This is a genomic window from Streptomyces sp. MMG1533 (genome assembly GCF_001279775.1).
GTDB lineage: Bacteria > Actinomycetota > Actinomycetes > Streptomycetales > Streptomycetaceae > Streptomyces.
This window is the reverse complement of the sequence record NZ_LGDG01000001.1, coordinates 156,997-181,797: the sequence shown is the minus strand read 5'-3', so window position 1 is coordinate 181,797 and position 24,801 is coordinate 156,997. Positions and strand designations below refer to the sequence as shown.

Annotated in this window: 17 protein-coding genes and 1 tRNA gene; 6 read left to right on the top strand and 12 right to left on the bottom strand. The window is 70.6% G+C overall.

Annotated elements, in window-relative coordinates; translation table 11 throughout:
- Positions 1–4: 4 nt before the first annotated feature.
- Positions 5–1,321: an ABC transporter substrate-binding protein gene (locus ADK57_RS00795; RefSeq protein ID WP_053747325.1), complete on the bottom strand. Its 1,317-nt coding sequence runs from the start codon at positions 1,319–1,321 to the stop codon at positions 5–7.
- Between the two features lie 286 nt (positions 1,322–1,607).
- On the opposite strand from ADK57_RS00795, the gene ADK57_RS00790 reads away from it, so the two are divergent.
- Positions 1,608–3,362 (top strand): coagulation factor 5/8 type domain-containing protein, encoded by a 1,755-nt coding sequence (locus ADK57_RS00790; RefSeq protein ID WP_420711830.1) that lies wholly within the window; start codon positions 1,608–1,610, stop codon positions 3,360–3,362.
- A gap of 109 nt (positions 3,363–3,471) precedes the next feature.
- Here ADK57_RS00790 and ADK57_RS00785 read toward each other — a convergent pair whose 3' ends face one another.
- The 6 genes from ADK57_RS00785 to ADK57_RS00760 all read right to left on the bottom strand — a co-directional run bounded on the left by ADK57_RS00785 (position 3,472) and on the right by ADK57_RS00760 (position 12,514).
- Positions 3,472–5,658: an elongation factor G gene (locus ADK57_RS00785; RefSeq protein WP_053747323.1), complete on the bottom strand. Its 2,187-nt coding sequence runs from the start codon at positions 5,656–5,658 to the stop codon at positions 3,472–3,474.
- A 384-nt stretch (positions 5,659–6,042) separates the two neighbouring features.
- Positions 6,043–7,518 carry an MFS transporter gene (locus ADK57_RS00780; RefSeq protein WP_053747322.1) on the bottom strand — a complete coding sequence of 492 codons (1,476 nt, stop codon included), beginning with the start codon at positions 7,516–7,518 and terminating at the stop codon, positions 6,043–6,045.
- Between the two features lie 194 nt (positions 7,519–7,712).
- Positions 7,713–8,855: an XdhC family protein gene (locus ADK57_RS00775; RefSeq protein WP_053747321.1), complete on the bottom strand. Its 1,143-nt coding sequence runs from the start codon at positions 8,853–8,855 to the stop codon at positions 7,713–7,715.
- Positions 8,848–10,968 carry a xanthine dehydrogenase family protein molybdopterin-binding subunit gene (locus tag ADK57_RS00770; RefSeq protein ID WP_053747320.1) on the bottom strand — a complete coding sequence of 707 codons (2,121 nt, stop codon included), beginning with the start codon at positions 10,966–10,968 and terminating at the stop codon, positions 8,848–8,850. Before ADK57_RS00770 ends, ADK57_RS00775 begins: the two co-directional genes overlap by 8 nt.
- Positions 10,965–11,957 carry an FAD binding domain-containing protein gene (locus tag ADK57_RS00765; RefSeq protein ID WP_053747319.1) on the bottom strand — a complete coding sequence of 331 codons (993 nt, stop codon included), beginning with the start codon at positions 11,955–11,957 and terminating at the stop codon, positions 10,965–10,967. The genes ADK57_RS00770 and ADK57_RS00765 overlap by 4 nt, the downstream gene beginning before the upstream one ends.
- Positions 11,954–12,514: a (2Fe-2S)-binding protein gene (locus ADK57_RS00760; protein WP_053747318.1), complete on the bottom strand. Its 561-nt coding sequence runs from the start codon at positions 12,512–12,514 to the stop codon at positions 11,954–11,956. The genes ADK57_RS00765 and ADK57_RS00760 overlap by 4 nt, the downstream gene beginning before the upstream one ends.
- A 228-nt stretch (positions 12,515–12,742) precedes the next feature.
- Here ADK57_RS00760 and ADK57_RS00755 point away from each other — a divergent pair, with 228 nt between their 5' ends.
- Entirely contained in the window at positions 12,743–13,336 is a 594-nt protein-coding gene (locus tag ADK57_RS00755) for a TetR/AcrR family transcriptional regulator (protein ID WP_053747317.1), read from the top strand.
- Positions 13,337–13,371: 35 nt separating this feature from the next.
- On the opposite strand, the gene ADK57_RS00750 is transcribed toward ADK57_RS00755, so the two are convergent.
- Positions 13,372–13,459 (bottom strand) — tRNA-Leu (locus ADK57_RS00750).
- A gap of 142 nt (positions 13,460–13,601) precedes the next feature.
- Between ADK57_RS00750 and ADK57_RS00745 the strand changes: the two genes are divergently transcribed.
- Positions 13,602–14,930, top strand: a complete 1,329-nt coding sequence (locus ADK57_RS00745) for a DUF2254 domain-containing protein (RefSeq protein WP_053747316.1) — start codon at positions 13,602–13,604, stop codon at positions 14,928–14,930.
- A gap of 8 nt (positions 14,931–14,938) precedes the next feature.
- On the opposite strand, the gene ADK57_RS00740 is transcribed toward ADK57_RS00745, so the two are convergent.
- The 4 genes from ADK57_RS00740 to sucC form a co-directional block, all read right to left on the bottom strand.
- Entirely contained in the window at positions 14,939–15,388 is a 450-nt protein-coding gene (locus tag ADK57_RS00740; RefSeq protein WP_053747315.1) for a MarR family winged helix-turn-helix transcriptional regulator, read from the bottom strand.
- Between the two features lie 496 nt (positions 15,389–15,884).
- Positions 15,885–17,426 carry an aldehyde dehydrogenase family protein gene (locus ADK57_RS00735; RefSeq protein WP_053747314.1) on the bottom strand — a complete coding sequence of 514 codons (1,542 nt, stop codon included), beginning with the start codon at positions 17,424–17,426 and terminating at the stop codon, positions 15,885–15,887.
- Between the two features lie 112 nt (positions 17,427–17,538).
- A complete protein-coding gene (gene sucD / locus ADK57_RS00730) occupies positions 17,539–18,417 on the bottom strand; it encodes a succinate--CoA ligase subunit alpha (RefSeq protein WP_053747313.1) in 879 nt (292 codons plus the stop codon).
- 11 nt (positions 18,418–18,428) lie between these two features.
- A complete protein-coding gene (gene sucC / locus ADK57_RS00725) occupies positions 18,429–19,559 on the bottom strand; it encodes an ADP-forming succinate--CoA ligase subunit beta (RefSeq protein ID WP_053747312.1) in 1,131 nt (376 codons plus the stop codon).
- Between the two features lie 144 nt (positions 19,560–19,703).
- Here sucC and ADK57_RS00720 point away from each other — a divergent pair, with 144 nt between their 5' ends.
- Genes ADK57_RS00720 through ADK57_RS00710 form a run of 3 tightly spaced genes read left to right on the top strand, consistent with a single transcriptional unit; the run spans position 19,704 to position 24,778 of the window.
- Positions 19,704–21,386, top strand: a complete 1,683-nt coding sequence (locus ADK57_RS00720) for a thiamine pyrophosphate-binding protein (protein ID WP_053747311.1) — start codon at positions 19,704–19,706, stop codon at positions 21,384–21,386.
- 10 nt (positions 21,387–21,396) lie between these two features.
- Entirely contained in the window at positions 21,397–22,629 is a 1,233-nt protein-coding gene (gene frc / locus ADK57_RS00715; protein ID WP_420711826.1) for a formyl-CoA transferase, read from the top strand.
- Between the two features lie 4 nt (positions 22,630–22,633).
- Positions 22,634–24,778 (top strand): acetate--CoA ligase family protein, encoded by a 2,145-nt coding sequence (locus ADK57_RS00710; RefSeq protein ID WP_053747442.1) that lies wholly within the window; start codon positions 22,634–22,636, stop codon positions 24,776–24,778.
- Positions 24,779–24,801: the final 23 nt, after the last annotated feature.

Below are 24,801 nucleotides of genomic sequence, written 5' to 3'. Positions count from 1 at the left end.
GTGCTCACTTCGCAGGCATCTGCTGCTGGGCCTTCTCGAGCTTCGCCCGCACCGACTCGGTGGTGACCGCGCGTCCGGCGGCCGCGTCGGCGAACAGCTCCTTGACGGCCGTACCGACCGCCGTCTCGAACTGCGACTCGTCGGCGACCTGCGGCAGTGCGGCCGCGCTGCCGGCGAGGGTCTCCTTGAGGACCGCGTTCGCGGGGGTGTTGAAGGCGGCGTCGGACTGCGCGGTCTTCACCGGCGGGATGGAGCTGTACGCGGTGTTGAGGATCTTCTGCTCGGCGTCGCCGGTCATGAACTTCACGAACTTCGTGGCACCGTCGAGGTTGTCGGTGTTCTTGAAGACGGCGAGGTTGATGCCCGCGACCATCGAGTTGACGGCCGTGCCCGTCCCCGGGGTGCCGGACTGCACGGGCACGGGGGCGATGCCGTAGTCGTCCTCGCTCATGCCCTGGGACTTGAGGTTGGCGGAGGCGGACTGCCACAGCAGCATCGCGTTCTTGCCCTTGGCGAAGTCGCTGACGGACTGGTTCTGCGCGTACTCGGCGTTGCCCGGCGCGATGACCTCGTCCTTGGCCATCAGATCGACGTACTGCTTGACGCCCGCGACCGCGCCGTCGCCGGTGAAGTCGGGCTTCCCTTCGGCGGTGAAGAAGTCGGCGCCGTGCTGCTTGGCGAAGACGAAGGCGTGGTGGATGTTCTCCGACGGGTTCGAACCCTCCGTTCCCAGGCCCCACTTGCCGTCCTTCGACAGCTTCTTGCCGTCGGCGACCAGCTCGGCCCAGGTGGCCGGCGGCTTCGAGATGCCGGCGTCGGCGAACATCTGCTTGTTGTAGTAGAGCGCGTACGCCATCGAGTACAGCGGTACGGCGGCCGGCTCCTTGCCCTGAGCGCCCGTCGAGCCGAGCGCGGAGTCGACGAACCGGTCCCTGCCGCCGATCGCGGCGAAGTTCTTCGCGTCCCACGGCAGCAGCGCCCCTGTGGCCTGCAGCGAGGCGCTCCAGGTGTTGCCGATGTTGAGGACGTCGGGGCCCTGGCCGGAGGTGGTGGCGGTGAGGATCCGGTTCAGCAGGTCCGACCAGGGCACGACCTCCAGCTTCACCTCGATGCCGGTCTGCTTCTCGAACTTGTCGAGTTCGGGCTGGAGGACCTTCTTGTCCACCTCGATGCTCGCGCCCTGATTGGAAGCCCAGTACGTCAGCGTCTTCGGCGAGTCGTCGGGCCCGCCGTCCGTGGACGAACCGCCTCCGCAGGCCGAGGCGGCCAGGGCGAGAGACATGGTGACGGCACCTACGGCCGCGGCTCGGATACTGCGCATGGCTGTCCCTTCAGGGAATGCACTCACGACTTAATTTAGGACGTGAGTTAAACCTCGGGGGAGGAGCTCGTCAAGGGTTCGGACAGCACTCGTCGAACTCCGTCGCACCTCTTGACGCATGCGTTCAGGTGCCTGAAGCATTCCCCGCCGAGAGAGCGCTCCCAGACCCCACTTCGTTCACTTCCTGAACAAGGAGAGCCGCCCCATGTCCTCTGCCTCCCCGGATTCCCCCGCCGTCTCCCCCGATTTCCCCGCCGTCTCCCCCGATTCCCCCGCGCGACGGGGCATGCCGCTCGGCCGCAGAGCGGTCCTCGCCGCCGCGTCGGCCACCGCGCTGACGGGCCTCGCCACCCCGGCGACCGCCGCCACCCCCGTGCGAGGACGGCCGCGCGCCCTGCCCGGCGGCGGCGACCTCGGCCCGAACGTCCTCGTCTTCGACCCCGGCACCCCAGGCATACAAGCCACGTTGGACGAGGTGTTCGCCCGGCAGGAGTCGGCCCAGTTCGGCACCGGCCGCTACGCGCTGCTGTTCAAGCCGGGCACGTACAACGGCCTCAACGCCCAACTCGGCTTCTACACCTCCATCGCGGGCCTGGGACTGTCCCCCGACGACACGACCATCAACGGGGACGTGACGGTCGACGCCGGCTGGTTCAACGGCAACGCCACGCAGAACTTCTGGCGTTCGGCGGAGAACCTCGCCCTCGTCCCCGTGAACGGCACCAACCGCTGGGCCGTCGCCCAGGCCGCGCCCTTCCGCCGGATGCATGTGCGTGGCGGCCTCAACCTCTCCCCCACCGGCTACGGTTGGGCGAGCGGCGGCTACATCGCCGACAGCCGGATCGACGGCCAGGTCGGACCGTACTCCCAGCAGCAGTGGTACACACGGGACAGCGCGATCGGCAGCTGGCTCAACGGCGTCTGGAACATGGTCTTTTCGGGCGTCGAGGGCGCCCCGGCACAGAGCTTCCCGAACCCGCCGTACACCACGCTCGACACCACACCCGTCTCCCGGGAGAAGCCCTTCCTGTACGTCAGCGGCAGCGAGTTCCGCGTCTTCCTGCCGGAGAAGCGGACCAACGCGCGCGGGGTGACCTGGGGCAACGGCACACCTCGTGGCACGTCGCTGCCCCTGTCGCAGTTCTACGTCGCAAGGCCCGGCGTGTCGGCGGCCACGCTCAACCAGGCACTCGCGCAGGGGCTCCACCTGCTGCTGACGCCGGGGATCTACCACGTCGACCAGCCCGTCCGGGTGAACAGGCCGGGGACGGTCGTCCTGGGACTCGGCTACGCGACCCTCGTCCCCGACGGCGGCGTCACCGCCATGCGGGTCGCCGACGTCGACGGCGTACGGCTGGCCGGCTTCCTGATCGACGCCGGCCCGGTCAACTCCGCAACCCTTCTGGAAGTTGGGCCGCAGGGGGCATGGCGGGGCCACTCCGCCAACCCGACGACCGTCCAGGACGTGTTCATCCGCATCGGCGGCGCGGGCGCCGGCAAGGCGACCACCAGCATGGTCGTCAACAGCCGCCACACCATCGTCGACCACACCTGGGTCTGGCGCGCCGACCACGGCGAGGGCGTCGGCTGGGAAACCAACCGGGCGGACTACGGTGTCGTCGTCAACGGCTCGGACGTGCTGGCCACCGGCCTGTTCGTCGAACACTTCAACAAGTACGACGTCCAGTGGAACGGCGAGCGGGGCCGCACGATCTTCTTCCAGAACGAGAAGGCGTACGACGCCCCGAACCAGGCCGCCGTCCAGAACGGCTCGATCAAGGGCTACGCCGCCTACAAGGTCGGCGACGGCGTGACCACGCACGAGGGATGGGGCCTGGGCAGCTACTGCTACTACAACGTGGACCCGGCCATCGTGCAGCACCACGGCTTCGCCGCACCGAACCGGCCCGGCGTGCGCTTCCACGACCTGCTGGTGGTGTCGCTCGGCGGCAACGGGCAGTACGAGCGCGTCATCAACGAGACGGGGGCGCCGACTTCGGGAACCTCGACGGTGCCGTCCACGGTGGTGTCCTACCCGTGAGCCTGTCCTACCCGTGAGCCTGTCCTACCCGTGAGCCTGTCCTACCTGTGAGCCGGAGCGGCCCCACCCACGATTGCGGGTGGGGCCGCCGCGTCGGTCACCGCGTAGGTCACCGCGTCGGCGTGGCGACCGGTGCCGGGGCGTAGCCGGTGGGCCGGGCGGTGAAGGTGCCGCGGCCCTGGGTCCGGCTGCGCAACCGGGTGGCGTAACCGAACAGTTCGGCCAGCGGCACGGTCGCGGTGACCACCGCCGACCCCGCCCGCGTGACCGAGCCGGAGACCCGGCCGCGCCGTGCGGCAAGGTCGCCGAGCACTGCGCCCACGGCGTCCTCGGGCACGGTGACCGTGACCTCGACGACCGGTTCCAGCAGGGTCATCGCCGAGGCGCGCAGGGCTTCCCGGAGCGCGAACCGGCCTGCCGTACGGAAGGCCGTGTCCGAGGAGTCCTTCACATGGGTCGCCCCGTCGGTGAGGGTGACGCGCAGCCCGGTCACCGGGTGCCCGCCGATCGGCCCCTCCGCCAGGGCGTCCCGGCAGCCGGCCTCGACCGCGCGGACGTACTCCTGCGGCACGCGCCCGCCGACAACGGCGGACCGGAACTCGAAGCCGGTGCCGGCCTCCGGGTCCAGTGGCTCCACGTCGAGGACGACATGCGCGAACTGCCCTGCGCCGCCGTCCTGTTTGACGTGCCGGTACACCAGCCCGGACACCCCACGGGCCACCGTCTCCCGGTGGGCCACCCTCGGGCGGCCCACGGCGACCTCCAGCCCGTGGTCGCGCCTGACCTTCTCCACTGCGACCTCCAGGTGCAGCTCGCCCATGCCGGACAGCAGCGTCTGACCGGTCTCGGGGTCGGTCCGGACCACCAGCGACGGGTCCTCCTCCGCCAGCCGCGCAAGGGCCGTTGCCAGCCGGTCGGTGTCGGTGGACCTGCGCGCCTCGACCGCCACGGAGACCACCGGCTCGGCCACGCTCGGCGGTTCGAGAACGACCGGGGCGTCCGGCGCGCACAGGGTCGAACCGGCCCGGGCCGACTTCAGCCCGACCACGGCGACGATGTCCCCGGCGACCGCCCGCTCCAACTGCGCGTGCCGGTCGGCCTGCACCCGCAGGATCCGCCCGATCCGCTCGGTGCGCCGCGCACCCGCGTCCATCACCGTGGCTCCTTTCTCGATCGTTCCCGAATACACCCGCAGATACGTCAGCCGGCCCGTCGGGGTGGCGTTCACCTTGAACGCCAGCGCCGCGAAGGGCTCCTGCGGGTCGGCGGCCCGCTCCTGCTCCGTTCCGTCGTCGCGCATGCCGCGTACGGCGGGCACGTCGAGCGGTGACGGCAGGTACGCCACGACGGCGTCCAGCAGCGGTTCGATCCCGCGGTTGCGGTAGGCCGAGCCGCACAGGACGACCACGGCTTCGCCGGTGCGGGTGAGGTCGCGGAGTGCGTCGATGAGTGTGTGCGTGTCGAGTGCCGGCATGCCGGCCGTCATGTCGGCCGTCGACCGGATGCCGCCGACCTGGGACTGGATGCCGTCGGCCGTCGACTGGATCTCGTCGTCCGTCACCTGTATGCCGTCGCCCGTCGACCGCACACCGACGGTCGACTGCATACAGAATTCCTCCAGCGCGCCCGGATGGAGTTCGGCCACCGCCTCCTCCAACAGCCGACGCCGCCTGAGCGCCTCCTCACGCAGAGCCGGAGGCACCGGGCCTTCCTCGACCGTCTCACTGCCGTCGACCCAGGTCAGCGCCCGCATACGCAGAAGATCGACGACGCCGGTGAAGGCGTCCTCGCTCCCGATGGGCAACTGCACGACCAGCGGAGCCGGATGCAGCCGTGCCCGGATCGACTCGACGGCCGTGTCGAGATCGGCTCCGGCGCGGTCCAGCTTGTTGACGAACGCGATCCTCGGCACACCGTGTCGGTCCGCCTGCCGCCACACCGACTCGCTCTGCGGCTCGACGCCCGCGACGGCGTCGAAGACCGCGACCGCTCCGTCGAGCACGCGCAGCGAGCGCTCCACCTCGTCGGCGAAGTCCACGTGCCCCGGAGTGTCGATCAGGTTGATCCGGTGACCGTCCCAGGCGCAGCTCACCGCCGCCGCGAAGATCGTGATCCCGCGATCGCGCTCCTGGGAGTCGAAGTCGGTGACGGTCGTGCCGTCGTGGACCTCGCCACGCTTGTGCGTGGTCCCGGTGGCGTACAGGATCCGTTCGGTGACGGTGGTCTTGCCGGCATCGACGTGGGCGAGGATGCCGAGGTTGCGGACGGCGGTGAGGGGGTTGAGGTTGGTGCGCACGGCCCTTGGCCTTTCGAAGGGTTCTGTGAGGGCAGCGCGATTCCCGGACGGAACTGGTTCTCTGACGCGACGTCAATACGTAAACGTACGCCCGGAGTTGATGTCGGGCGTCGTGGTCAGTCGTTCGTCCGGGGCATCCGGTACCGGCCGCGCAGCGGGCACCGGACGGGCGAGGACACGAGGATCACGTCGTACTGCGACCGGGGGACGACGACAGCGGTGCACGCACGCACGGCCGGTCTCCCCTCACTCGTCGTTCCACGTCATGGCACACACCGCGAACTGGTGGGCGGCGCGTGGTTCGTGGTGAGTGTAGGGAACCGGGGAGGTCGGGGGCACGCGATTTTCCGCGCCCGAGCCTGAGCCCGTCGGCGTGCCCCGCTCTCAGACCGGGCCCGTCCCGCCCTTGAGGCGCTCCAGGTCGGACGGGCGGACCTGGATGACCAGGACGGCGATCAGCGCGGCGATCGCGGCGAAGACGGCCGCCACGACGAAGGCGGCCGACACCCCGGCGGTGAGAACCTCGTCGGAGAAGGGCCCCGGGAGCTCCCCGGTGCGCTGGAAGCGCAGGCGCTCGGCCGGGGTGGCCTGCGCCAGGAAGCGCGGGATCTGCTCGTCCGCCTCGTTGGTGCTGGCCGTGCCGAACACCGTGACCAGGATGGACAGTCCGAGCGAGCCGCCCACCTGCTGCGTGGCGTTGAGGAGGCCGGACGCGGCGCCGGTCTCCCGGACGGAGACGTTGGACAGTGCCATCAGGGTGAGCGAGACGAACTCCATGCCCATGCCCAGGCTGAAGACGAGGATCGGGCCGAGGACACTGCCCGCGTAGGTGGAGTGGACGTCGGTCAGGGTCAGCCAGGCCAGGCCCGCGGCAGCGAGGATCGCTCCCACCACCATGAAGGGCTTGGGTCCGTAGGTGGGCAGGAACCGCGAGGCCAGTCCCGCACCGACCGCGATGACCGCGCTGACCGGCAGGAAGGCGAACCCGGTTGCCAGCGGGCTGAACTCCAGCACGTTCTGCACGAAGAGCGTGAGGAAGAAGAACATGCCGAAGATCGCGGCGGCGAGGCACAGCATGATTCCGTACGTGCCCGCCCGGTTGCGGTCGGCGAACATGTGGAGCGGGGTGATCGGCTGCCGGGACCGCCGCTCGACCAGGATGAACACCGCGAGGATCACGACGGCCGCGGCGAACGAGACGAGCGTGAGCGCGTCCCGCCAGCCTTCCTGCGCGGCCCTGATGAACCCGTACACCAGCAGGACCATGCCCACGGTGGAGGTCAGCGCGCCGGTGATGTCGAAGTGGCCCGGGTGGCGTTCGGACTCCTTGATCCAGCGGGGCGTGGCGAGGGCGATGAGCAGGCCGATCGGGACGTTGACGAAGAGCACCCACCGCCAGTTCAGCCACTCCACGAGAATCCCGCCCGCGAGCAGCCCGATCGCGCCGCCGCCCGCCGAGACCGCGGCGAAGACCCCGAAGGCCCGGTTGCGTTCGGGGCCTTCGCGGAAGGTCGTACTGACCAGGGAGAGGGCGGTCGGGGACGCGATGGCGCCGCCGACGCCCTGGAGGGCGCGGGCCGCGAGGAGTTGGGCCTCGTTCTGGGCGAGCCCGCCGAGCAGGGAGGCGAGCACGAAGAGCAGCACGCCGAAGATGAACACGCGGCGTCTGCCGAGGATGTCGCCGGTCCGGCCGCCGAGCAGCAGCAGACCGCCGAAGGTGAGGGTGTACGCGTTGACCACCCAGGCCAGGCTGGTGGTGGAGAAGTCGAGCGAGCGCTGGATGTCCGGCAGCGCGATGTTCACGATGGTGATGTCCAGCACCACCATGAGCTGACAGGACGCGATGACCAGCAGGGCCATGGCGTTTTTGCCACCGCCCGGTTCCCGGGTGGTGGTCTGCGCTGAGGGGCTTGGCTGCGGGCTCGTCATGGCATGTCGCACTCTCGGGGGTCGAACCCTCGACAGGGGGCAGCGAACTCTGCCGTCCACTGCGGTCCACCGTTCGACGGTACGCCCGTCTCCGGGGCCCTACCACTCGAACCCGTACCTGACCTTCAGGCCGCCGCCACGGCGCTCTCCTCTCCCCCGTCACGGTGGATCGGCGTCCCCGACCCGGTCAGCGGCACGCCTGTCCCGCCCCGCCGGGCCGCGACGATCTCCGCCGCGATGGACAGCGCGGTCTCCTCGGGCGTACGGGCGCCGAGGTCGAGCCCGATCGGCGACCGCAGCCGGGCCAGCTCCCGTGCGGTCAGGCCGACTTCACGCAGTCGACGCTCACGGTCCGCGTGCGTGCGCCGCGAGCCCATCGCGCCGACGAACGCGACCGGCATCCGCAGAGCCTCCTTCAGCAGTGGTACGTCGAACTTGGCGTCGTGGGTGAGTACGCAGAGCACCGTGCGCGGGTCGGTGGCGGTACCCCGCAGATAGCGGTGCGGCCAGTCGACCACGATGTCGTCGGCCTCGGGGAAGCGGGCCCTGGTGGCGAAGACGGGGCGGGCGTCGCACACGGTCACGTGATATCCGAGGAACTTCCCGGCGCGCACCAGCGCCGCCGCGAAGTCGATCGCACCGAAGACGATCATGCGGGGCGGCGGCAGGCTCGACTCGACGAGCAGGGTCAGGCCACCGGGGCAGTGCGAGCCGTCCGCCGACAGTTCGACGGTGCCGGTACGGCCGGCGTCCAGCAGGGCCCGGGCCTCGGCCGCCGCCGCACGGTCCAGTTCGCCGAGTCCGCCTTCGTACGAGCCGTCCGACCGCACGAGCAACGCCCTGCCCAGGAGCTCTGCCGGTCCCCGGACGACCCGGGCGAGCGCGGTCGGCTCGCCCCGGACGGCGGCGGACAGCGCCGACCGGACCACCGTCCGGGCGCGTCCGTCGGCCCGGACCGGCGTGACCATGATGTCGATGACCCCGCCGCAGGTCAGACCGACCGCGAAGGCGTCCTCGTCGCTGTAGCCGAAGCGTTCGACGACCGTCTCGCCGCCCCCTGGGCCGTGGAGTGCCCGCACGCACAGGTCGTACACCGCTGCCTCCACGCAGCCGCCGGAGACCGAGCCGATCGCCGTGCCCGCACCATCGACCGCGAGGGCGGCGCCGGGGCCGCGCGGGGCGCTGCCGCCGACGGCCACGACGGTGGCGACGGCGAACTCGCGGCCCTCCTCGGCCCAGCGGTGCAGCTCGGGGGCGATGTCAAGCATGTCGGCCTGCCGTGAGGACGCGGTCGGGCCGGATCGGCAGGTGGCGGTGGCGTACGCCGGTCGCGTGCCAGACCGCGTTGGCGATGGCCGCCGCGGCACCGACGATGCCGATCTCGCCGATGCCCTTGATGCCGACGGGGTCGTCGGGATCCGGGTCGTCGATCCAGTCCACCTCGATGGGCGGGACGTCGGCGTGCGCGGCCACGTGGTAGCCGGCGAGGTCGGCGCCGTAGTGGCCGCCCGTGCCGTGGTCCCGTACCGCCTCCTCGTGCAGGGCCATCGAGATGCCCCAGGTCATTCCGCCGATGAACTGGCCGCGTGCGGTGAGGGGGTTGACGATCCGGCCGGCCGCGAAGATGCCGAGCATCCGGCGCACCCGCACCTCGCCGGTGGCGGGGTCCACGGCGACCTCGGCGAACTGCGCGCCGAAGGAGTGCCGTTCCTTGGGCGCGAGGGCGCCGACGGCCTCGGTGGTGTCGGACCGTACGGTGAGACCCTCGGGCGGGACGGTGGCGCCGAGGGCGAGCCGCTCCCGCAGTTCCTCGGCCGCGGCCTTGACCGCCCAGGCCCAGGAGCGGGTGCCCATCGAGCCGCCGGCGATGAACGCGGGCCCGAAGTCGCTGTCCCCGATGTGCACTCGGACGCGTTCCGGTGCCGTCTCCAGTGCGTCGGCGGCGACCAGGGTGAGCGCGGTCCGGGCCCCGGTGCCGATGTCCGTCGCGTTGACGCGCACGGTGAAGGTGCCGTCCGCCTCCGCCGTCACGGCCGCCGTGGACGGTGCGGAGCCCGCGGGGAAGAATGCCGCCGCCGTGCCGGTGCCGAGCAGCAGGCGGCCGTCGCGGCGCACCCCGGGACGCGGGTCCCGGCCCTCCCAGCCGAACCGGCGGGCGCCCTCCCGGAAGCAGGCCGGCAGGTTGCGACCGCTGAACGGGAGCCCGGAGACCGGCCCCCGCTCAGGCTCGTTGCGGACGCGCAGTTCGATGGGGTCGAGGCCGCACTTCTCGGCGAGTTCGTCGAACGCCGACTCCAGCGCGAACGACCCCGGTGCCTCGCCCGGCGCGCGCATCCACGTCGGGGTCGGCACGTCGAGTCGTACGAGCCGGTTGGCGGTGTGGTGGGCATCGGCGCCGTACATCGTCCGGGCGGGCAGAGCGGCCGACTCCATGAATTCGTGCACAGTCGAGGTGAGACTCAGGGAGCTGTGTTCCAGCGCGCGCAGTCGGCCGTCGGCGTCGGCGCCGAGCCTGAGGCGCTGCCGCGTGGGACTGCGGTAGCCGGCGAGCGAGAACATCTGACGGCGCGTCATGACCACGCGGACGGGGCGCTGCAGGACGGTCGCGGCCATCACGGCGGCCACCTGGTGGGCGCGGACGCCCTTGCTGCCGAAGCCGCCGCCGACATGCTCCGACCGTACTCGCAGGGAGGCCGGGTCGAGTGAGAACAGCTTGGCGAGTTCGCTCGCGACCCACATGGTGCCCTGGTTGGAGTCGACGATCTCCAGTCGTCCGCCGTCCCACAGCGCAGTCGCCGCGTGCGGCTCCATCGGGTTGTGGTGTTCCTCCGGGGTGGTGTACTCCGCGTCCAACACGACGTCGGAGGCGGCGAGTTCGGCCTCCAGGTCCCCGTTCTCGATCACTGCCGGTCCGTGGTTGTCGACCGGGTACGCGTCCGGGTGTTCGGCGGCGAAGTCGACGTCGTGCGGTTCCTGTTCGTAGTGCACGACGAGCGCTTCGGCGGCTTCCCTGGCCTGTTCGGAGGTGTCGGCGACGACGAGCGCGACCGGCCAGCCCAGGTGCGGCACCCGGTCGTGCTGGAAGACGGCCGCGGTCGGGTCCGGTGGGACGCCCAGCAGGCCGACGTAGTCGGTGTCGACGCGCGGGGCGTTGCCGTGGTGCAGGACAGCGGCCACGCCCGGCATCGCGAGGACGGGGGCGTCCTCCACCGAACGGATGCGGCCCCGGGCGACGGTGGACAACACCAGCCAGCCGTGGGCGAGTTCGTCGAACGGGATCTCGGCGGCGTAGCGGGCCGTCCCGGTGACCTTGTCCCGTCCCTCGACGCGGGTGTGCGCGGTGCCGACGGAATTCCGGCGCGCTGCGGGGGCGGTGGTCATCGGGCGGCCTCCTCGGCGAGTTCGGTCAGCACGGCCACCACGAGGTTGCGCATCAGGGTCACCTTGTATCCGTTGTGCGGCAGCGGCTTCGCGGCGGCCAGTTCGGCGTCCGCGGCGGCCGCGAAGTTCTCGGCGTCGGCCGGTGCCCCGGTGAGTACACGTTCGGCTTCCCGGGCCCGCCAGGGCCGGGACGCGACTGCCCCGAACGCCAGGCGGACCTCGCGTACGGCACCGTCCCGCACGTCGAGCGCGGCGGCGATCGAGCCGATCGCGAAGGCGTACGAGGCCCGCTCGCGCACCTTGCGGTAGCGGGAGTTGGCGGCGACCGGGGCCGCCGGCAGCGTGACGCCGGTGATCAGCGCTCCCGGCGGCAGCGCGGTCTCCCGGTGCGGGGTGTCCCCCACCGGCAGGTAGAAGTCCGCAAGGGGCAACTCGCCGGGCCCGTCCACCGTTTCGTACGAGAGGACCGCGTCGAAGGCCGTCAGCGCCACACCCATGTCGGAGGGGTGGACGGCCACGCAGTGCTCGGATGCGCCCAGGACGGCGTGGTTGCGGTGCTCGCCCTCGACGGCGGGGCAACCGCTGCCGGGGACGCGTTTGTTGCAGGATTTGGTCACGTCGGCGAAGTAGCCGCAGCGGGTGCGCTGGAGCAGGTTTCCGCCGACGGTGGCCATGTTGCGCAGCTGTCCGGAGGCGCCGGCCAGCACCGCTTGTGTCAACGCCGGGTAGCGGCGGCGGACTTCGGGGTGCGCGGCGAGGTCGCTGTTGGTGACGGTCGCGCCGATGCGCAGCCCACCGCTGTCCGTCAACTCGACTCTGTCCAGTGGGAGTTCGCGAACGTCGACGAGTCGCGCAGGACGCTCGACGCCGGTCTTCATCAGGTCGACGAGGTTGGTGCCGCCACCGAGGAAGCGTGCGTCGGGATCCGCGTCGAGCAGAGCGAGGGCGCCGGAGACGTCGACGGCGCGCCGGTAGTCGAACTCCTTCATGCCACGGCCTCCTTGCCCTCTGCGGACTCGGCCGCCCGGGCGACCGCCTGGACGATAGACACGTACGCGCCGCAGCGGCACAGGTTGCCGCTCATCCGTTCGCGGATCTCGTCGGCCGTCAGGGGCTGCGGTCCCGCTTCGGGCCGGACGTCGTCGGTGACGGCGCTCGGCCAGCCCGCCGCGTGTTCCTCGATCACGGCGACGGCCGAACAGATCTGGCCCGGCGTGCAGTAGCCGCACTGGTAGCCGTCGAGGTCGAGGAACGCCTGCTGCACAGGGTGGAGGTGCTCCCCCTCGGCCAGCCCTTCGACGGTGGTGATCTCGCGGTCCTCGGCCGCCACGGCGAGTTGCAGGCAGGACACGGCCCGGCGGCCGTCGAGCAGGACCGTGCAGGCACCGCACTGCCCCTGGTCGCAGCCCTTCTTGGTACCGGTCAGGTCCAGGCGCTCGCGCAGGGCGTCGAGGAGCGTGGTGCGGTGGTCGACGGACAGCGTGTGCTTCTCACCGTTGATCTTCAAGGTGACGGCGCTGTACGTAGGCGATGGGGCTGGGGCCATGATCAGCCTTCTTTCGCATATCCGGAGGACGTCGAGCGGACGCTCCGGCAGGCAACCGGGTCGGATGACGTATCGGATGGGCGCGGAGGGGGACCGCCGGTCGTACCGGCGCTAGAGTGGACTCAAATGGACAGCTGTCCGCTTCCACTCGAACGTACTGGACAGCTGTCCGCTTATCAAGGACGGGTTTCGGCCGTGACCCACGACCGTGACCCACGAGGAGGGCGAGTGGAACAGAAGAAGGACGCGCCCCTGCGCTCGGACGCGCAGCGCAACCGCGAGCGCATCCTGGAGGTGGCACTGGTCGAGCTGACCCGCTCCGCGGACGCCCCGCTGAGCGTGATCGCGAAGAAGGCGGGCGTCGGACAGGGCACGTTCTACCGGAACTTCCCCCACCGCGAGGCGCTCGTCCTGGAGGTCTACCGCCACGAGATGCAGCAGGTCGCCGACGCCGCGGCACAGCTGCTCGGGACGCGGGAACCCGACCGGGCGCTGCGCGAGTGGATGGACCGGCTGGCGCAGTTCGCGATGGCCAAGGTCGGCATGGCGGAGGCGATCCGCCGGGCCATGAGCGCGTCCGGCAGCTCGGCGAAGCCGGGCCACGCGCCTGTGACGGCCGCCGCCGAGCTCCTGCTCCGCGCATGCGAGAAGGCCGGCACCATCCGGCCGGGGGTCACCGCCGACGACTTCTTTCTCGCCATCGCCGGCCTCTGGCAGATCGATCCCCAGGGGGATTGGCGGCCGCGCATCGCCCGGCTTCTGGACCTCGTGATGGACGGACTGCGGGCGGGAGCTCCGGGCCAGATGCGCGAGAGCCCCTGAAAAGCAGAAGACCCCTGGTGAACAGGGGTCTCAGTTGGTGTCCGAGGGGGGACTTGAACCCCCACGCCCGATAAAGGGCACTAGCACCTCAAGCTAGCGCGTCTGCCATTCCGCCACCCGGACGAGGTGTCTGCCGCCCGGCCGGGGGTGTTCCCCGCGGCGACATGCACAACAATACCAAGGTTTCGGAGTGGCCTTCACCTGCATATCCGTCGCCCGAGCGCCGCTCCCGGCCCGACCCGGGTGGTGAATCTAAGGTCTCACCATGAGCGACTCGATGGTTACGCACAGCCCGTCCACCGGGCGCAGACCGCGGGCGTTGTCACCGCTCAGGGAACATCTGCGGGACACGTTCTGGTTCGCTCCCGCCGCGGCCATGGTGGGCGTCTTCGTCGTCTGGGCGGTGGCGTCGGAGATCGACACCAGGATCGTCGAGGCGCTTCAGGACCAGCACGAGTACGACACGGTCGAGGAGCTGCTGAAGTTCGCAGCCGACGCGAAGACCGTGGTGACCACGGTGAGCTCGGCGATGATGACCTTCATCGGCGTGGTCTTCAGCATCTCGCTGGTCGCCGTGCAGATGGCGAGCGGCCAGTTCAGCCCGCGAGTGGTGCGGATCTTCGTACGGAGCCGGATCACCAAGGCGACCTTCGCGGTCTTCCTCGCGACCTTCCTGCTGACCCTGCTCGTCCTGACCTCGTACGACAGCGATCCCGACCCCCGTCTCGTCTCTTCGGTCCCCATCGTCCAGTCGCTCGTCACGCTCGTCATGGTCGGGTTGAGCCTGCTGCTGTTCGTGATGTACGTGAACACGACGCTGCGGTTGATGCGGATCAGCCAGGTGATCGACCGGATCGTCGGGGAGGCCTTCCGGGTGACCGCGCTGATCCCGGTCGGAGCTCCCGCAGACGGGGCTGCGCTCGGGCCCGAGACGGCGTGGATCGCCCACGACGGCCGGGCGGGCGTCCTGCGGGACGTGAACATCGCCCGGCTGGTGCGGGTGGCACGGCAGCACGACGTCGTACTGCGGCTGATTCCGCGGACCGGGGACTTCGTCGTGCCCGGAACGCCCGTCCTGGCCGTGCACGGTGGGCAGGCGCCGCCCCGCCGCGCACTGCGCTACACCCTCTCCGTCGGCGTCGAACGCACCTTCCACCAGGATCTCGCCTTCGGGCTGCGCCAGCTGTCCGACATCGCGCTCAGGGCCCTGTCCTCCGCGATCAACGATCCGACGACGGCCGTACAGGCCCTGGACCGGATCGTGCAGTTCCTGGCCGCCCTGGCCCGGCGGCCACTGGACCCCTCGCTGCACCGGGACCGGCGGGGCACGGTCCGGCTCGTGCAGCCCGTGCCGGGGTGGACCGAGCTGGTGGATCTGGGGTTCACCGAGATCCGCGGCTACGCGGTAGGACATCCGCAGGTCACGCGACGTCTGCTGGCCGGACTCGACGACCTGGCGCTGCTGGCCCCCGAGGAGCGGCGGGGGCCGCTGCTGCGGCATCGGGCGCTGCTCGCACAGGCCGTCGAGCGCGGTGTCCCGCAGGCCTCGGACCGGGCCTTCGCCCTGAGGCCGGACCGTCAGGGCATCGGCTGAGCACCGCGTCACTCCGTACTGCGGGCGTCGTGCACCAGTGCCCGCAGGGCGCGCACCAGCACCGATGCCGTCTCCTCGTCCAACGCCGCGAGGAATCGGCGCTCCGCCGCGCGGCGCGCCCGCTCCGCCTGTCGCAGACACTCCCGCCCGGCGGGCGTCAGCTCCACGATGTTCTTGCGCCGGTCCTGCGGGCTGCGCCGCCGTGCCACCAGCCCGTGGTCCTCCAGACCGTCGATGAGCGACACCATCGTGGTGCGGTCGATCCCCAGTCGTGCGGCCGCCTCGACCTGGGACAGCGGCTCGTCACCGGAGAGCACCACGAGGACGGCCAGTTCATGGCCGTCGACACCGTACGGCGCGAGGGCCATCGCGGACGTACGGGCCAGCTTGGCCTGGGCGTGCTTGAGGAGGGAGCCGAGCCGGTCTTCGAGGGGTGCCGGTCCCTGATCGTTGGCCATGTCAGCGACTGTGTCCACAACTGATCGTCAGTATTCTCGACGATTCAGAAACCTGGCTGGAGGCCGGCGCCGTACCGGAGACCGAGGACGCCGGGCTGTGGGAACACCTGACGCCCGTCGCCGGGCCCAGTGACGGCGACGGATCCGTCCGCCCGCAGTCCTCGGCAGGATGGCGTCCACCGTGGACGTGATCTCCGGCGGTCGCCCGGTCCTGGGGCGCTGCAGCTGATGTGGACCCGGGGCGTCTTCGGCTTCGGCGGCCGCCACCACCGGCTCACGGGCACGCGCAACGAACCCGAGCCGGTCCGCCCCGGCACGGGCCGCACTGCCCCGCCCCTGTCCGCAGGGCGTGGCACAGTGGTCGGCCGGCGAGGTGATCGCCGGGCGGCGCCCGCGGGAAGCGAACACCACCCGGCCGTCGAGCGTCACCTGAGCCGGGCCGACATGACGGGGTACTGCCGGCACGCCTCGTCGCATCGGGCCCGCCGCGTCGGCGTCACGGCCAGAGTTGGTACTCCGGGAAGTTTCCCGGCAGCCGCTCCCCCACCGGGCCTCGGGTCACGGCACGCACCAGCAGCTCGCCGCCGACGAACGCGCCCCGCCAGGACGCGCCGAACCCGCCGAACAACTCGTCACGGTCGCCGCGGGACCGAGGCTTGCCGTGCCCGACCTTGAACGCCCTGATCTGCGGGGCGAGTCGGTCGAAGGTCGCGCGGTCGTCCGTGGACAGCGTGGCGACCAGCGCGCCGTTGGACGCGTTCATCGCGGCCAGCAACTCCGCCTCCGTGTCGACCAGGACGATGGTGTCGACCGGGCCGAACGGCTCCGCGTGGTGCAACGGCGAGGACGGCGGCGGGTTCAGCAAGGTGACCGGCTGGACGTACGCCGAGGTGTCCTGGCCGGGCAGGAACCGCGCGTCGGACGTCCGGCCACGGTGCAGCGGGACGGCACCGCGGTCAACGGCCTCGGCGACCTGGTCGTGGAGTTCCTTGGCCTTGGCCGCGTTGATCACCGGCCCGAAGTCCAGCCGGGGATACGGGTCGTCGGGGCGCTCGACCGCGAGGGGGTGGCCCACCTTGAGCGTGCGGACCGCCGGGAGGTACGCCGCCAGGAACTCGTCGAACAACTGCCGCTGGACGACGAAGCGCGGGTACGCCGTGCAGCGCTGCTTGCCGTAGTCGAAGAGCTTGGGTACGACCGCCGTGAGCGCGTCCCAGTCCGTGTAGTTCCAGATGCCCCAGGTGTTGAGTCCTTCCTGTTCGAGTACGTGTCGCTTGCCGAGGTCGGCGACGGCCGTGGCCACCGCGGCGCCGGTGTCGCGGCCGCCGACGAAGGAGACGCAGCCGATCTCGGGCGCCCGCACCAGCGCCTCGGACAGCTCGCCTCCGCTGCCGCTGACGAGGGTGACGGGAATCCCCTCGCGGGCGGCGAGCGCACAGGCCAGGGTCAGACAGGCGACACCGCCGTCGGTCGGGGCCTTGGCGATGACCGCGTTGCCTGCCAGTGCCTGTACCAGCAATGCGTGAACGAGCACGCTCATCGGGTAGTTCCAGCTCGCGACGTTCGACACCGGGCCGTCCAGCGGAGACCGGCCGGTGAGCATCGGCTCGATGCCGTCGACGTACCAGCGCACGCCGTCGATGGCCCGGTCGACGTCCGCCTGTGCGAGCCGCCAGGGTTTGCCGATCTCCCAGACGAGCAACAGGGCGAGCAGTTCACGGTGTTCGGTGAGGGCGTCGAGGGTGGCCGCGACCCGGGCGCGCCGTTCGTCGAGGGGGACGTGCCGCCAGGCGCGGTGCTGGTCGAGCGAGGCGCGTACCGCCTGGTGGGCGGTGGCCCGGTCCAGGCGCGGCGGGCCGGCGATCGGGCTGCCGTCGACGGGACTGGTGGCGGGCAGTGCCCGGCCGTCCGCCCGCCAGGCGGAGTCCCAGAGGTTGAGGACACGGTCGTCCCGGAACGCCTCGGGGGCGGCCGCGAGGCAGCGCTGCCGGGCTTCGGTCCAGGACGTGCCTGATTTGAGGGTGAGGGTGGTTGCCATCGAGGGTTCTCCGCTCTCGGTGCACAGTCGGGGGCGGTAGTACGTGGCTGGGGAGGAGGCTAGCGAGGGACCTCGGCTCCGGAAAGTGACCTCACGTCACCTATGAGTGATGTCACGCCTGCAGTTGGGCCAGCACCAGGCGTGCCGTCTCGGTGGGGGTGCCGCCGACCTCGACGCCGGCCGCCTCCAGCGCCTCCTTCTTGGCCTGGGCGGTGCCGGCCGAACCGGACACGATCGCGCCCGCGTGCCCCATCGTCTTGCCCTCGGGCGCGGTGAAGCCGGCGATGTAGCCGACGACGGGCTTGGTGACGTGCTCGCGGATGTAGGCGGCCGCGCGTTCCTCCGCGTCGCCGCCGATCTCGCCGATGAGGACGATGATCTCGGTGTCCGGGTCGTCCTGGAAGGCCGCGAGGCAGTCGATGTGGGTGGTGCCGACGACGGGGTCGCCGCCGATGCCCACGCAGGTCGAGAAGCCGATGTCGCGGAGCTCGTACATGAGTTGATAGGTGAGCGTGCCCGACTTGGACACCAGGCCGACGCGGCCCGGCTTGGTGATGTCGGCCGGGATGATGCCGGCGTTGGACTGGCCGGGGGTGATCAGGCCGGGGCAGTTCGGGCCGATGACCCGGGTTCGCTTCCCCTTTGCGTACGCGGTGAAGGCGACGGAGTCGTGGACCGGGATGCCCTCGGTGATGACGACGGCGAGGCCGATACCGGCGTCGGCGGCCTCGACGACGGCCGCCTTGGCGAAGGCGGGGGGCACGAAGACGACCGTGACGTCGGCTCCGGTCGACTGCATACCGTCGGCGACCGACCCGAAGACGGGCACGGCACGGTCGTCGAAGTCGACGGTGCGGCCGGCCTTGCGCGGGTTGACGCCGCCGACGACGTTCGTGCCGGCCGCGAGCATGCGGCGGGTGTGCCTCATGCCCTCGCCGCCGGTCATGCCCTGGACGAGGACCTTGCTTTCCTTGGTGAGGTAGATCGCCATGTCCCGTCTCCTCAGGCTGTGGTGGCGAGTTGGGCGGCACGGCGGGCGGCGCCGTCCATGGTGGTGGCCTGCTGGACCAGCGGGTGGGCGCGCCCGTCGAGGATGGAGCGACCGCGCGCCGCGTTGTTGCCGTCGAGGCGTACGACGAGCGGCTTGCTCAACTGGACGGTGTCCAGGGCCTGCACGATGCCGTCGGCGACCGCGTCGCAGGCGGTGATCCCGCCGAAGACGTTGACGAAGACGGACTTCACGGCCGGGTCGGAGAGGATGACCGACAGTCCGTCGGCCATGACCTGCGCCGAGGCCCCGCCGCCGATGTCGAGGAAGTTGGCGGGGCGGGCCCCGCAGCCGGCGACCACGTCGAGGGTCGACATGACGAGGCCGGCCCCGTTGCCGATGATGCCGACCTCGCCGTCGAGCTTGACGTAGTTGAGGCCCTTGGCCGCGGCCGCCACCTCCAGCGGGTCGTCGTGTGCCGCGCCTTCCGTGCCCCAACGGGCCTGCCGGAAGCGGGCGTTGTCGTCGAGGGTGACCTTGCCGTCGAGGGCGAGGATCTGCCCCTGCCCGGTGCGGACGAGCGGGTTGACCTCGACGAGGACGGCGTCCTCGCGGACCAGCACCTCCCACAGCCGCACGAGGACGTCGACGGTCTGCGGCGGCAGCCCGGCGGCCTCGGCGATCTCTGCCGCCTTCGCCGAGGTGACGCCCTCGGCCGGGTCGACGTGTATACGGGCTACAGCCTCCGGTCGACTGGCGGCGATCTCCTCGATCTCCATGCCGCCCTCCGCGGAGGCGATCGCGAGGAAGCGGCCCGCCGCGCGGTCGAGAACGTAGGAGACGTAGAACTCGGTCTCGATGTCCACGGGTTGGGCCAGCATCACCTTGCCGACCGTGTGGCCCTTGATGTCCATGCCCAGGATCTGTCGGGCCGTCAACTCGGCGGCGGCCGGGTCGGCGGCGAGCCTGACGCCGCCCGCCTTGCCCCGGCCACCGGTCTTCACCTGGGCTTTCACCACGACCCTGCCGCCCAGCCTGCGGGCGATCTCGCGGGCTTCCTTGGGTGAGTCGGTGACCTCCGCCCTCGGCACCAAGATGCCGTGTTCTTCGAAGAGTTCCCTTGCCTGGTGCTCGTACAGGTCCATCTCGGCTCCTGCCTTAAAAGTGCCGCACGCCCCCTGGACACCACCCACCGGATGCGGGATAACAAGCTTCATACAGTATTCGTCGACTGTATGCAATGTACCGCGAGAGCGTTCCAACCCCCTACGAAGGGACAGGACTTCGCCATGCCCGACGACACCCAGGACGTGATTTCCGGTGGTCATCTCGTCGCCAAAGCCCTGAAGGCCGAGGGGGTCGATCGCATCTACACCCTGTGCGGCGGCCACATCATCGACATCTACGACGGCTGCGTCGACGAGGGCATAGAAGTCGTCGACGTCCGGCACGAACAGGTAGCAGCCCACGCCGCCGACGGTTACGCCCGCATCACCGGCAAGCCCGGCTGCGCGGTCGTCACCGCGGGTCCCGGCACGACCGACGCCGTCACCGGTGTCGCCAACGCCTTCCGCGCGGAGTCCCCGATGCTGCTGATCGGCGGCCAGGGAGCCCTCACCCAGCACAAGATGGGCTCCCTGCAGGACCTGCCGCACGTCGACATGATGACGCCGATCACCAAGTTCGCGGCAGCCGTGCCGGACACGGCGCGCGCGGCGGACATGGTGTCCATGGCGTTCCGCGAGTGCTACCACGGCGCGCCCGGCCCCTCCTTCCTGGAGATCCCGCGCGACGTCCTCGACGCCAAGGTGCCGGCGGCGAAAGCACGCGTGCCGAAGCCCGGCGCCTACCGCGCCTCGACCCGCTCGGCCGGCGACCCCGAGGCGATCGAGAAGCTCGCCGACCTGCTCGTCCACGCGGAGAAGCCCGCGATCCTGCTGGGCAGCCAGGTGTGGACGACACGCGGGACCGAAGCGGCCATCGACCTCGTACGGACGCTCAACGTTCCGGCGTACATGAACGGCGCGGGCCGCGGCACCCTCCCGCCCGGCGACCCGCACCACTTCCAGCTGTCGCGCCGGTACGCCTTCTCCAACGCCGACGTCATCGTGATCGTCGGTACGCCCTTCGACTTCCGCATGGGCTACGGCAAGCGGCTCTCGCCAAACGCGACCGTCGTGCAGATCGACCTCGACTACCGGACCGTCGGCAAGAACCGCGACGTCGACCTCGGGATCGTGGGCGACGCGGGGCTGGTGCTGAAGTCGGTGACCGAGGCGGCCTCCGGGCGCGTCAACGGCGGTGCGTCCCGGCGGAAGGAGTGGCTGGACGAGCTGCGGGCAGCAGAGCAGACCGCGATCGAGAAGCGGCTGCCGAGTCTGAAGTCGGACGCCTCGCCGATCCACCCGTATCGGCTGGTCAGCGAGATCAACGACTTCCTGACCGAGGACTCCATCTACATCGGCGACGGCGGCGACATCGTCACCTTCTCCGGTCAGGTCGTCCAGCCCAAGTCACCCGGCCACTGGATGGACCCGGGCCCGCTCGGCACCCTCGGTGTCGGCGTCCCCTTCGTGCTCGCGGCCAAGCAGGCGCGGCCCGACAAGGAGGTCGTCGCCCTCTTCGGCGACGGCGCCTTCTCCCTCACCGGCTGGGACTTCGAGACCCTCGTCCGCTACGACCTCCCCTTCGTCGGCATCGTCGGCAACAACTCCTCCATGAACCAGATCCGTTACGGCCAGGCCCAGAAGTACGGCCTGGAGCGCGAGCGGATCGGCAACACCCTCGGCGACGTCCACTACGACAAGTTCGCCCAGATGCTGGGCGGTTACGGCGAGGAGGTCCGCGACCCCGCCGACATCGGCCCCGCGCTCCGGCGCGCCCGTGAGTCGGGCAAGCCGTCGCTGATCAACGTCTGGGTCGACCCGGACGCGTACGCCCCCGGAACCATGAACCAGACCATGTACAAGTGAGGTGAGCTGGGTGACCACCAAGGCACTCGAAGGCATCCGCGTCCTGGACATGACGCACGTGCAGTCCGGGCCCTCCGCGACCCAGCTGCTCGCCTGGCTCGGCGCGGACGTCGTCAAGCTGGAGGCGCCGACCGGTGACATCACGCGCAAGCAGTTGCGCGACCTCCCGGACGTCGACTCCCTCTACTTCACGATGCTCAACTGCAACAAGCGGAGCATCACCCTCAACACCAAGACCGAGCGCGGCAAGGACATCCTCACCGAGCTGATCCGGCGTTCCGACGTCATGGTCGAGAACTTCGGACCGGGCGCGGTCGACCGCATGGGCTTCACCTGGGACCGCATCCAGGAGATCAATCCGCGGATCGTCTATGCCTCCATCAAGGGGTTCGGGGACGGGCCGTACACCAACTTCAAGGCGTACGAGGTCGTCGCTCAGGCCATGGGCGGGTCGATGTCGACCACCGGTTTCGAGGACGGGCCGCCGCTGGCGACGGGGGCCCAGATCGGGGACTCGGGCACGGGCGTCCACGCCGTGGCGGGGATTCTCGCGGCGCTGTACCAGCGGGAGAACACCGGGCGCGGTCAGCGGGTCAATGTGGCCATGCAGCACGCTGTGCTCAACCTCTGCCGGGTGAAGCTGCGCGACCAGCAGCGCCTGGCACACGGCCCGCTCGCTGAATATCCCAACGACGACTTCGGCGACGAGGTTCCCCGGTCCGGAAACGCCTCCGGCGGCGGCCAGCCCGGCTGGGCGGTCAAGTGCGCGCCGGGCGGCCCCAACGACTACGTGTACGTCATCGTGCAGCCCGTCGGCTGGCAGCCGCTCAGCGAGCTCATCGGCCGGCCCGAACTGGCAGCCGACCCCGAGTGGGCGACGCCCGAGGCCCGGCTGCCCAAGCTGGGCAAGATGTTCCAGCTGATCGAGGAGTGGTCCTCGACGCTTCCCAAGTGGGAGGTGCTGGAGAAGCTCAACGCCCACAACATCCCGTGCGGGCCGATCCTGTCCACCAGGGAGATCATCGAGGACCGGTCGCTGGTCGCCAACGAGATGGTCGTCACCGTGCCGCACCCCGAGCGGGGCGAGTTCGTGACCGTGGGCAGCCCGCTGAAGCTCTCCGACTCCCCCGTCGAGGTGAGCAGTTCACCGCTGCTGGGCGAGCACAACGAAGAGGTCTACGTCGGCGAGCTCGGTCTCGGCGACGAGGAGCTGCGCCTGCTCAAGTCGAACGGAGTGATCTGACGTGATGGCCGAAGACCGCCACCTGAGGGTGCGTACGCTCCTCGACTCCGTGCGGGCCGAGGGCCGGACGGCGCTGACCGCACCCGAGGGCAAGGTGATCGCCGACGCTTACGGGATCGCCGTACCGGGCGAGGAGCTGGCGACCGACGTCGATGAGGCCGTCGCCTACGCGGCGCGTTTCGGCGGACCCGTGGTGATGAAGATCGTCTCGCCCGACATCCTGCACAAGACCGATGCCGGCGGGGTGATCGTGGGTGTCGAGGGCTCGGCCGACGTACGGGCCGCCTTCCACGAGATCGTCGACAACGCGCGCGCGTACAACGCGGACGCCCGTATCGCGGGCGTACAGGTCCAGGAACTGCTCCCCAAGGGGCAGGAGGTCATCGTCGGCGCGGTGACCGACCCGACCTTCGGGAAGGTCGTGGCCTTCGGGCTCGGCGGGGTGCTGGTCGAAGTCCTCAAGGACGTCACGTTCCGGCTCGCGCCGCTGGACGCCGACGAGGCCCTGTCCATGCTGGACTCCATCCGTGCGGCGGAGATCCTGCGCGGGGTGCGCGGCGCGCCGGCCGTGGACCGGTGGGCGATCGCCGAGCAGATCCGCCGGGTCTCCCAACTCGTCGCGGACTTCCCGGAGATCGCCGAGGTGGACCTCAACCCGGTGATCGCCACGCCGGATGGCGCCGTCGCGGCCGACATCAGGGTCATCCTCGCCGAGTCCCTGCCGAAACCCCGACGGACGTACACGCGCGAGGAGATCCTCACCTCCATGCGCCGGCTGATGCAGCCTTCGTCCGTCGCCGTGATCGGTGCCTCCAACGAACAGGGCAAGATCGGCAACTCCGTGATGCGCAACCTCATCGACGGCGGCTTCGCCGGGGAGATCCATCCGGTGAACCCCAAGGCCGATGACATTCTCGGCCGCAAGGCGTACAAGAGTGTCACCGACGTTCCCGGTGAGGTGGATGTGGCGGTCTTCGCGATCCCCGCCAAGTTCGTGGCCTCGGCCCTGGAGGAGGTGGGACGCAAGAAGATCCCGAACGCCGTGCTGATCCCCTCCGGGTTCGCGGAAACCGGCGAGCACGAACTCCAGGACGAGATCGTGGGAATCGCCGAACGGCACGGCGTCCGGCTGCTCGGGCCGAACATCTACGGCTACTACTCGACGTGGCAGGACCTGTGCGCCACGTTCTGCACGCCGTACGACGTCAAGGGCGGGGTCGCGCTGACCTCGCAGTCCGGTGGCATCGGGATGGCCATCCTGGGCTTCGCCCGGACCACCAAGACGGGCGTGTCGGCGATCGTCGGCCTCGGCAACAAGTCGGACCTGGACGAGGACGATCTGCTGACCTGGTTCGGCGAGGACCCGCACACCGAGTGCATCGCGATGCACCTGGAGGACCTCAAGGACGGGCGCGCCTTCGTCGAGGCCGCGCGGGCGACCGTACCGAAGAAGCCGGTCGTCGTCCTGAAGGCGGGACGTACGGCGGCCGGTGCGAAGGCCGCCGGGTCGCACACCGGCGCGCTGGCCGGCGACGACGCCGTGTACGACGACATCCTGCGGCAGGCCGGTGTCATCCGGGCGCCGGGGCTGAACGAAATGCTGGAGTACGCGCGCGCGTTGCCGGTGCTTCCCACTCCTCAGGGCGACAACATCGTGATCATCACCGGGGCGGGCGGCAGCGGAGTGCTGCTGTCCGACGCGGTGACCGACAACGGTCTCTCCCTGATGGAGATCCCGCCGGACCTGGACGCGTCCTTCCGGAAGTTCATCCCGCCCTTCGGGGCCGCGGGCAACCCGGTGGACATCACCGGGGGCGAGCCGCCGTCGACGTACGAGGCGACGATCCGGCTCGGCCTCGAGGACCCGCGCATCCACGCGCTCGTCCTCGGCTACTGGCACACCATCGTGACTCCCCCGATGGTCTTCGCGGAGCTCACCGCGCGCGTGGTGGCCGAGTTCCGGGAGCGCGGCATCGAGAAGCCGGTGGTGGCGTCGCTCGCGGGCGACGTCGAGGTCGAGGAGGCCTGCCAGTACCTCTACGAGCGCGGCGTCGTGGCGTACCCGTACACGACCGAGAAACCGGTGGCCGTGCTCGGCGCGAAGTACCGCTGGGCTCGGGCGGCAGGACTGTTGGGGGGCGGTTCATGAGGTGACCCGGTGCGGGGGCCGAC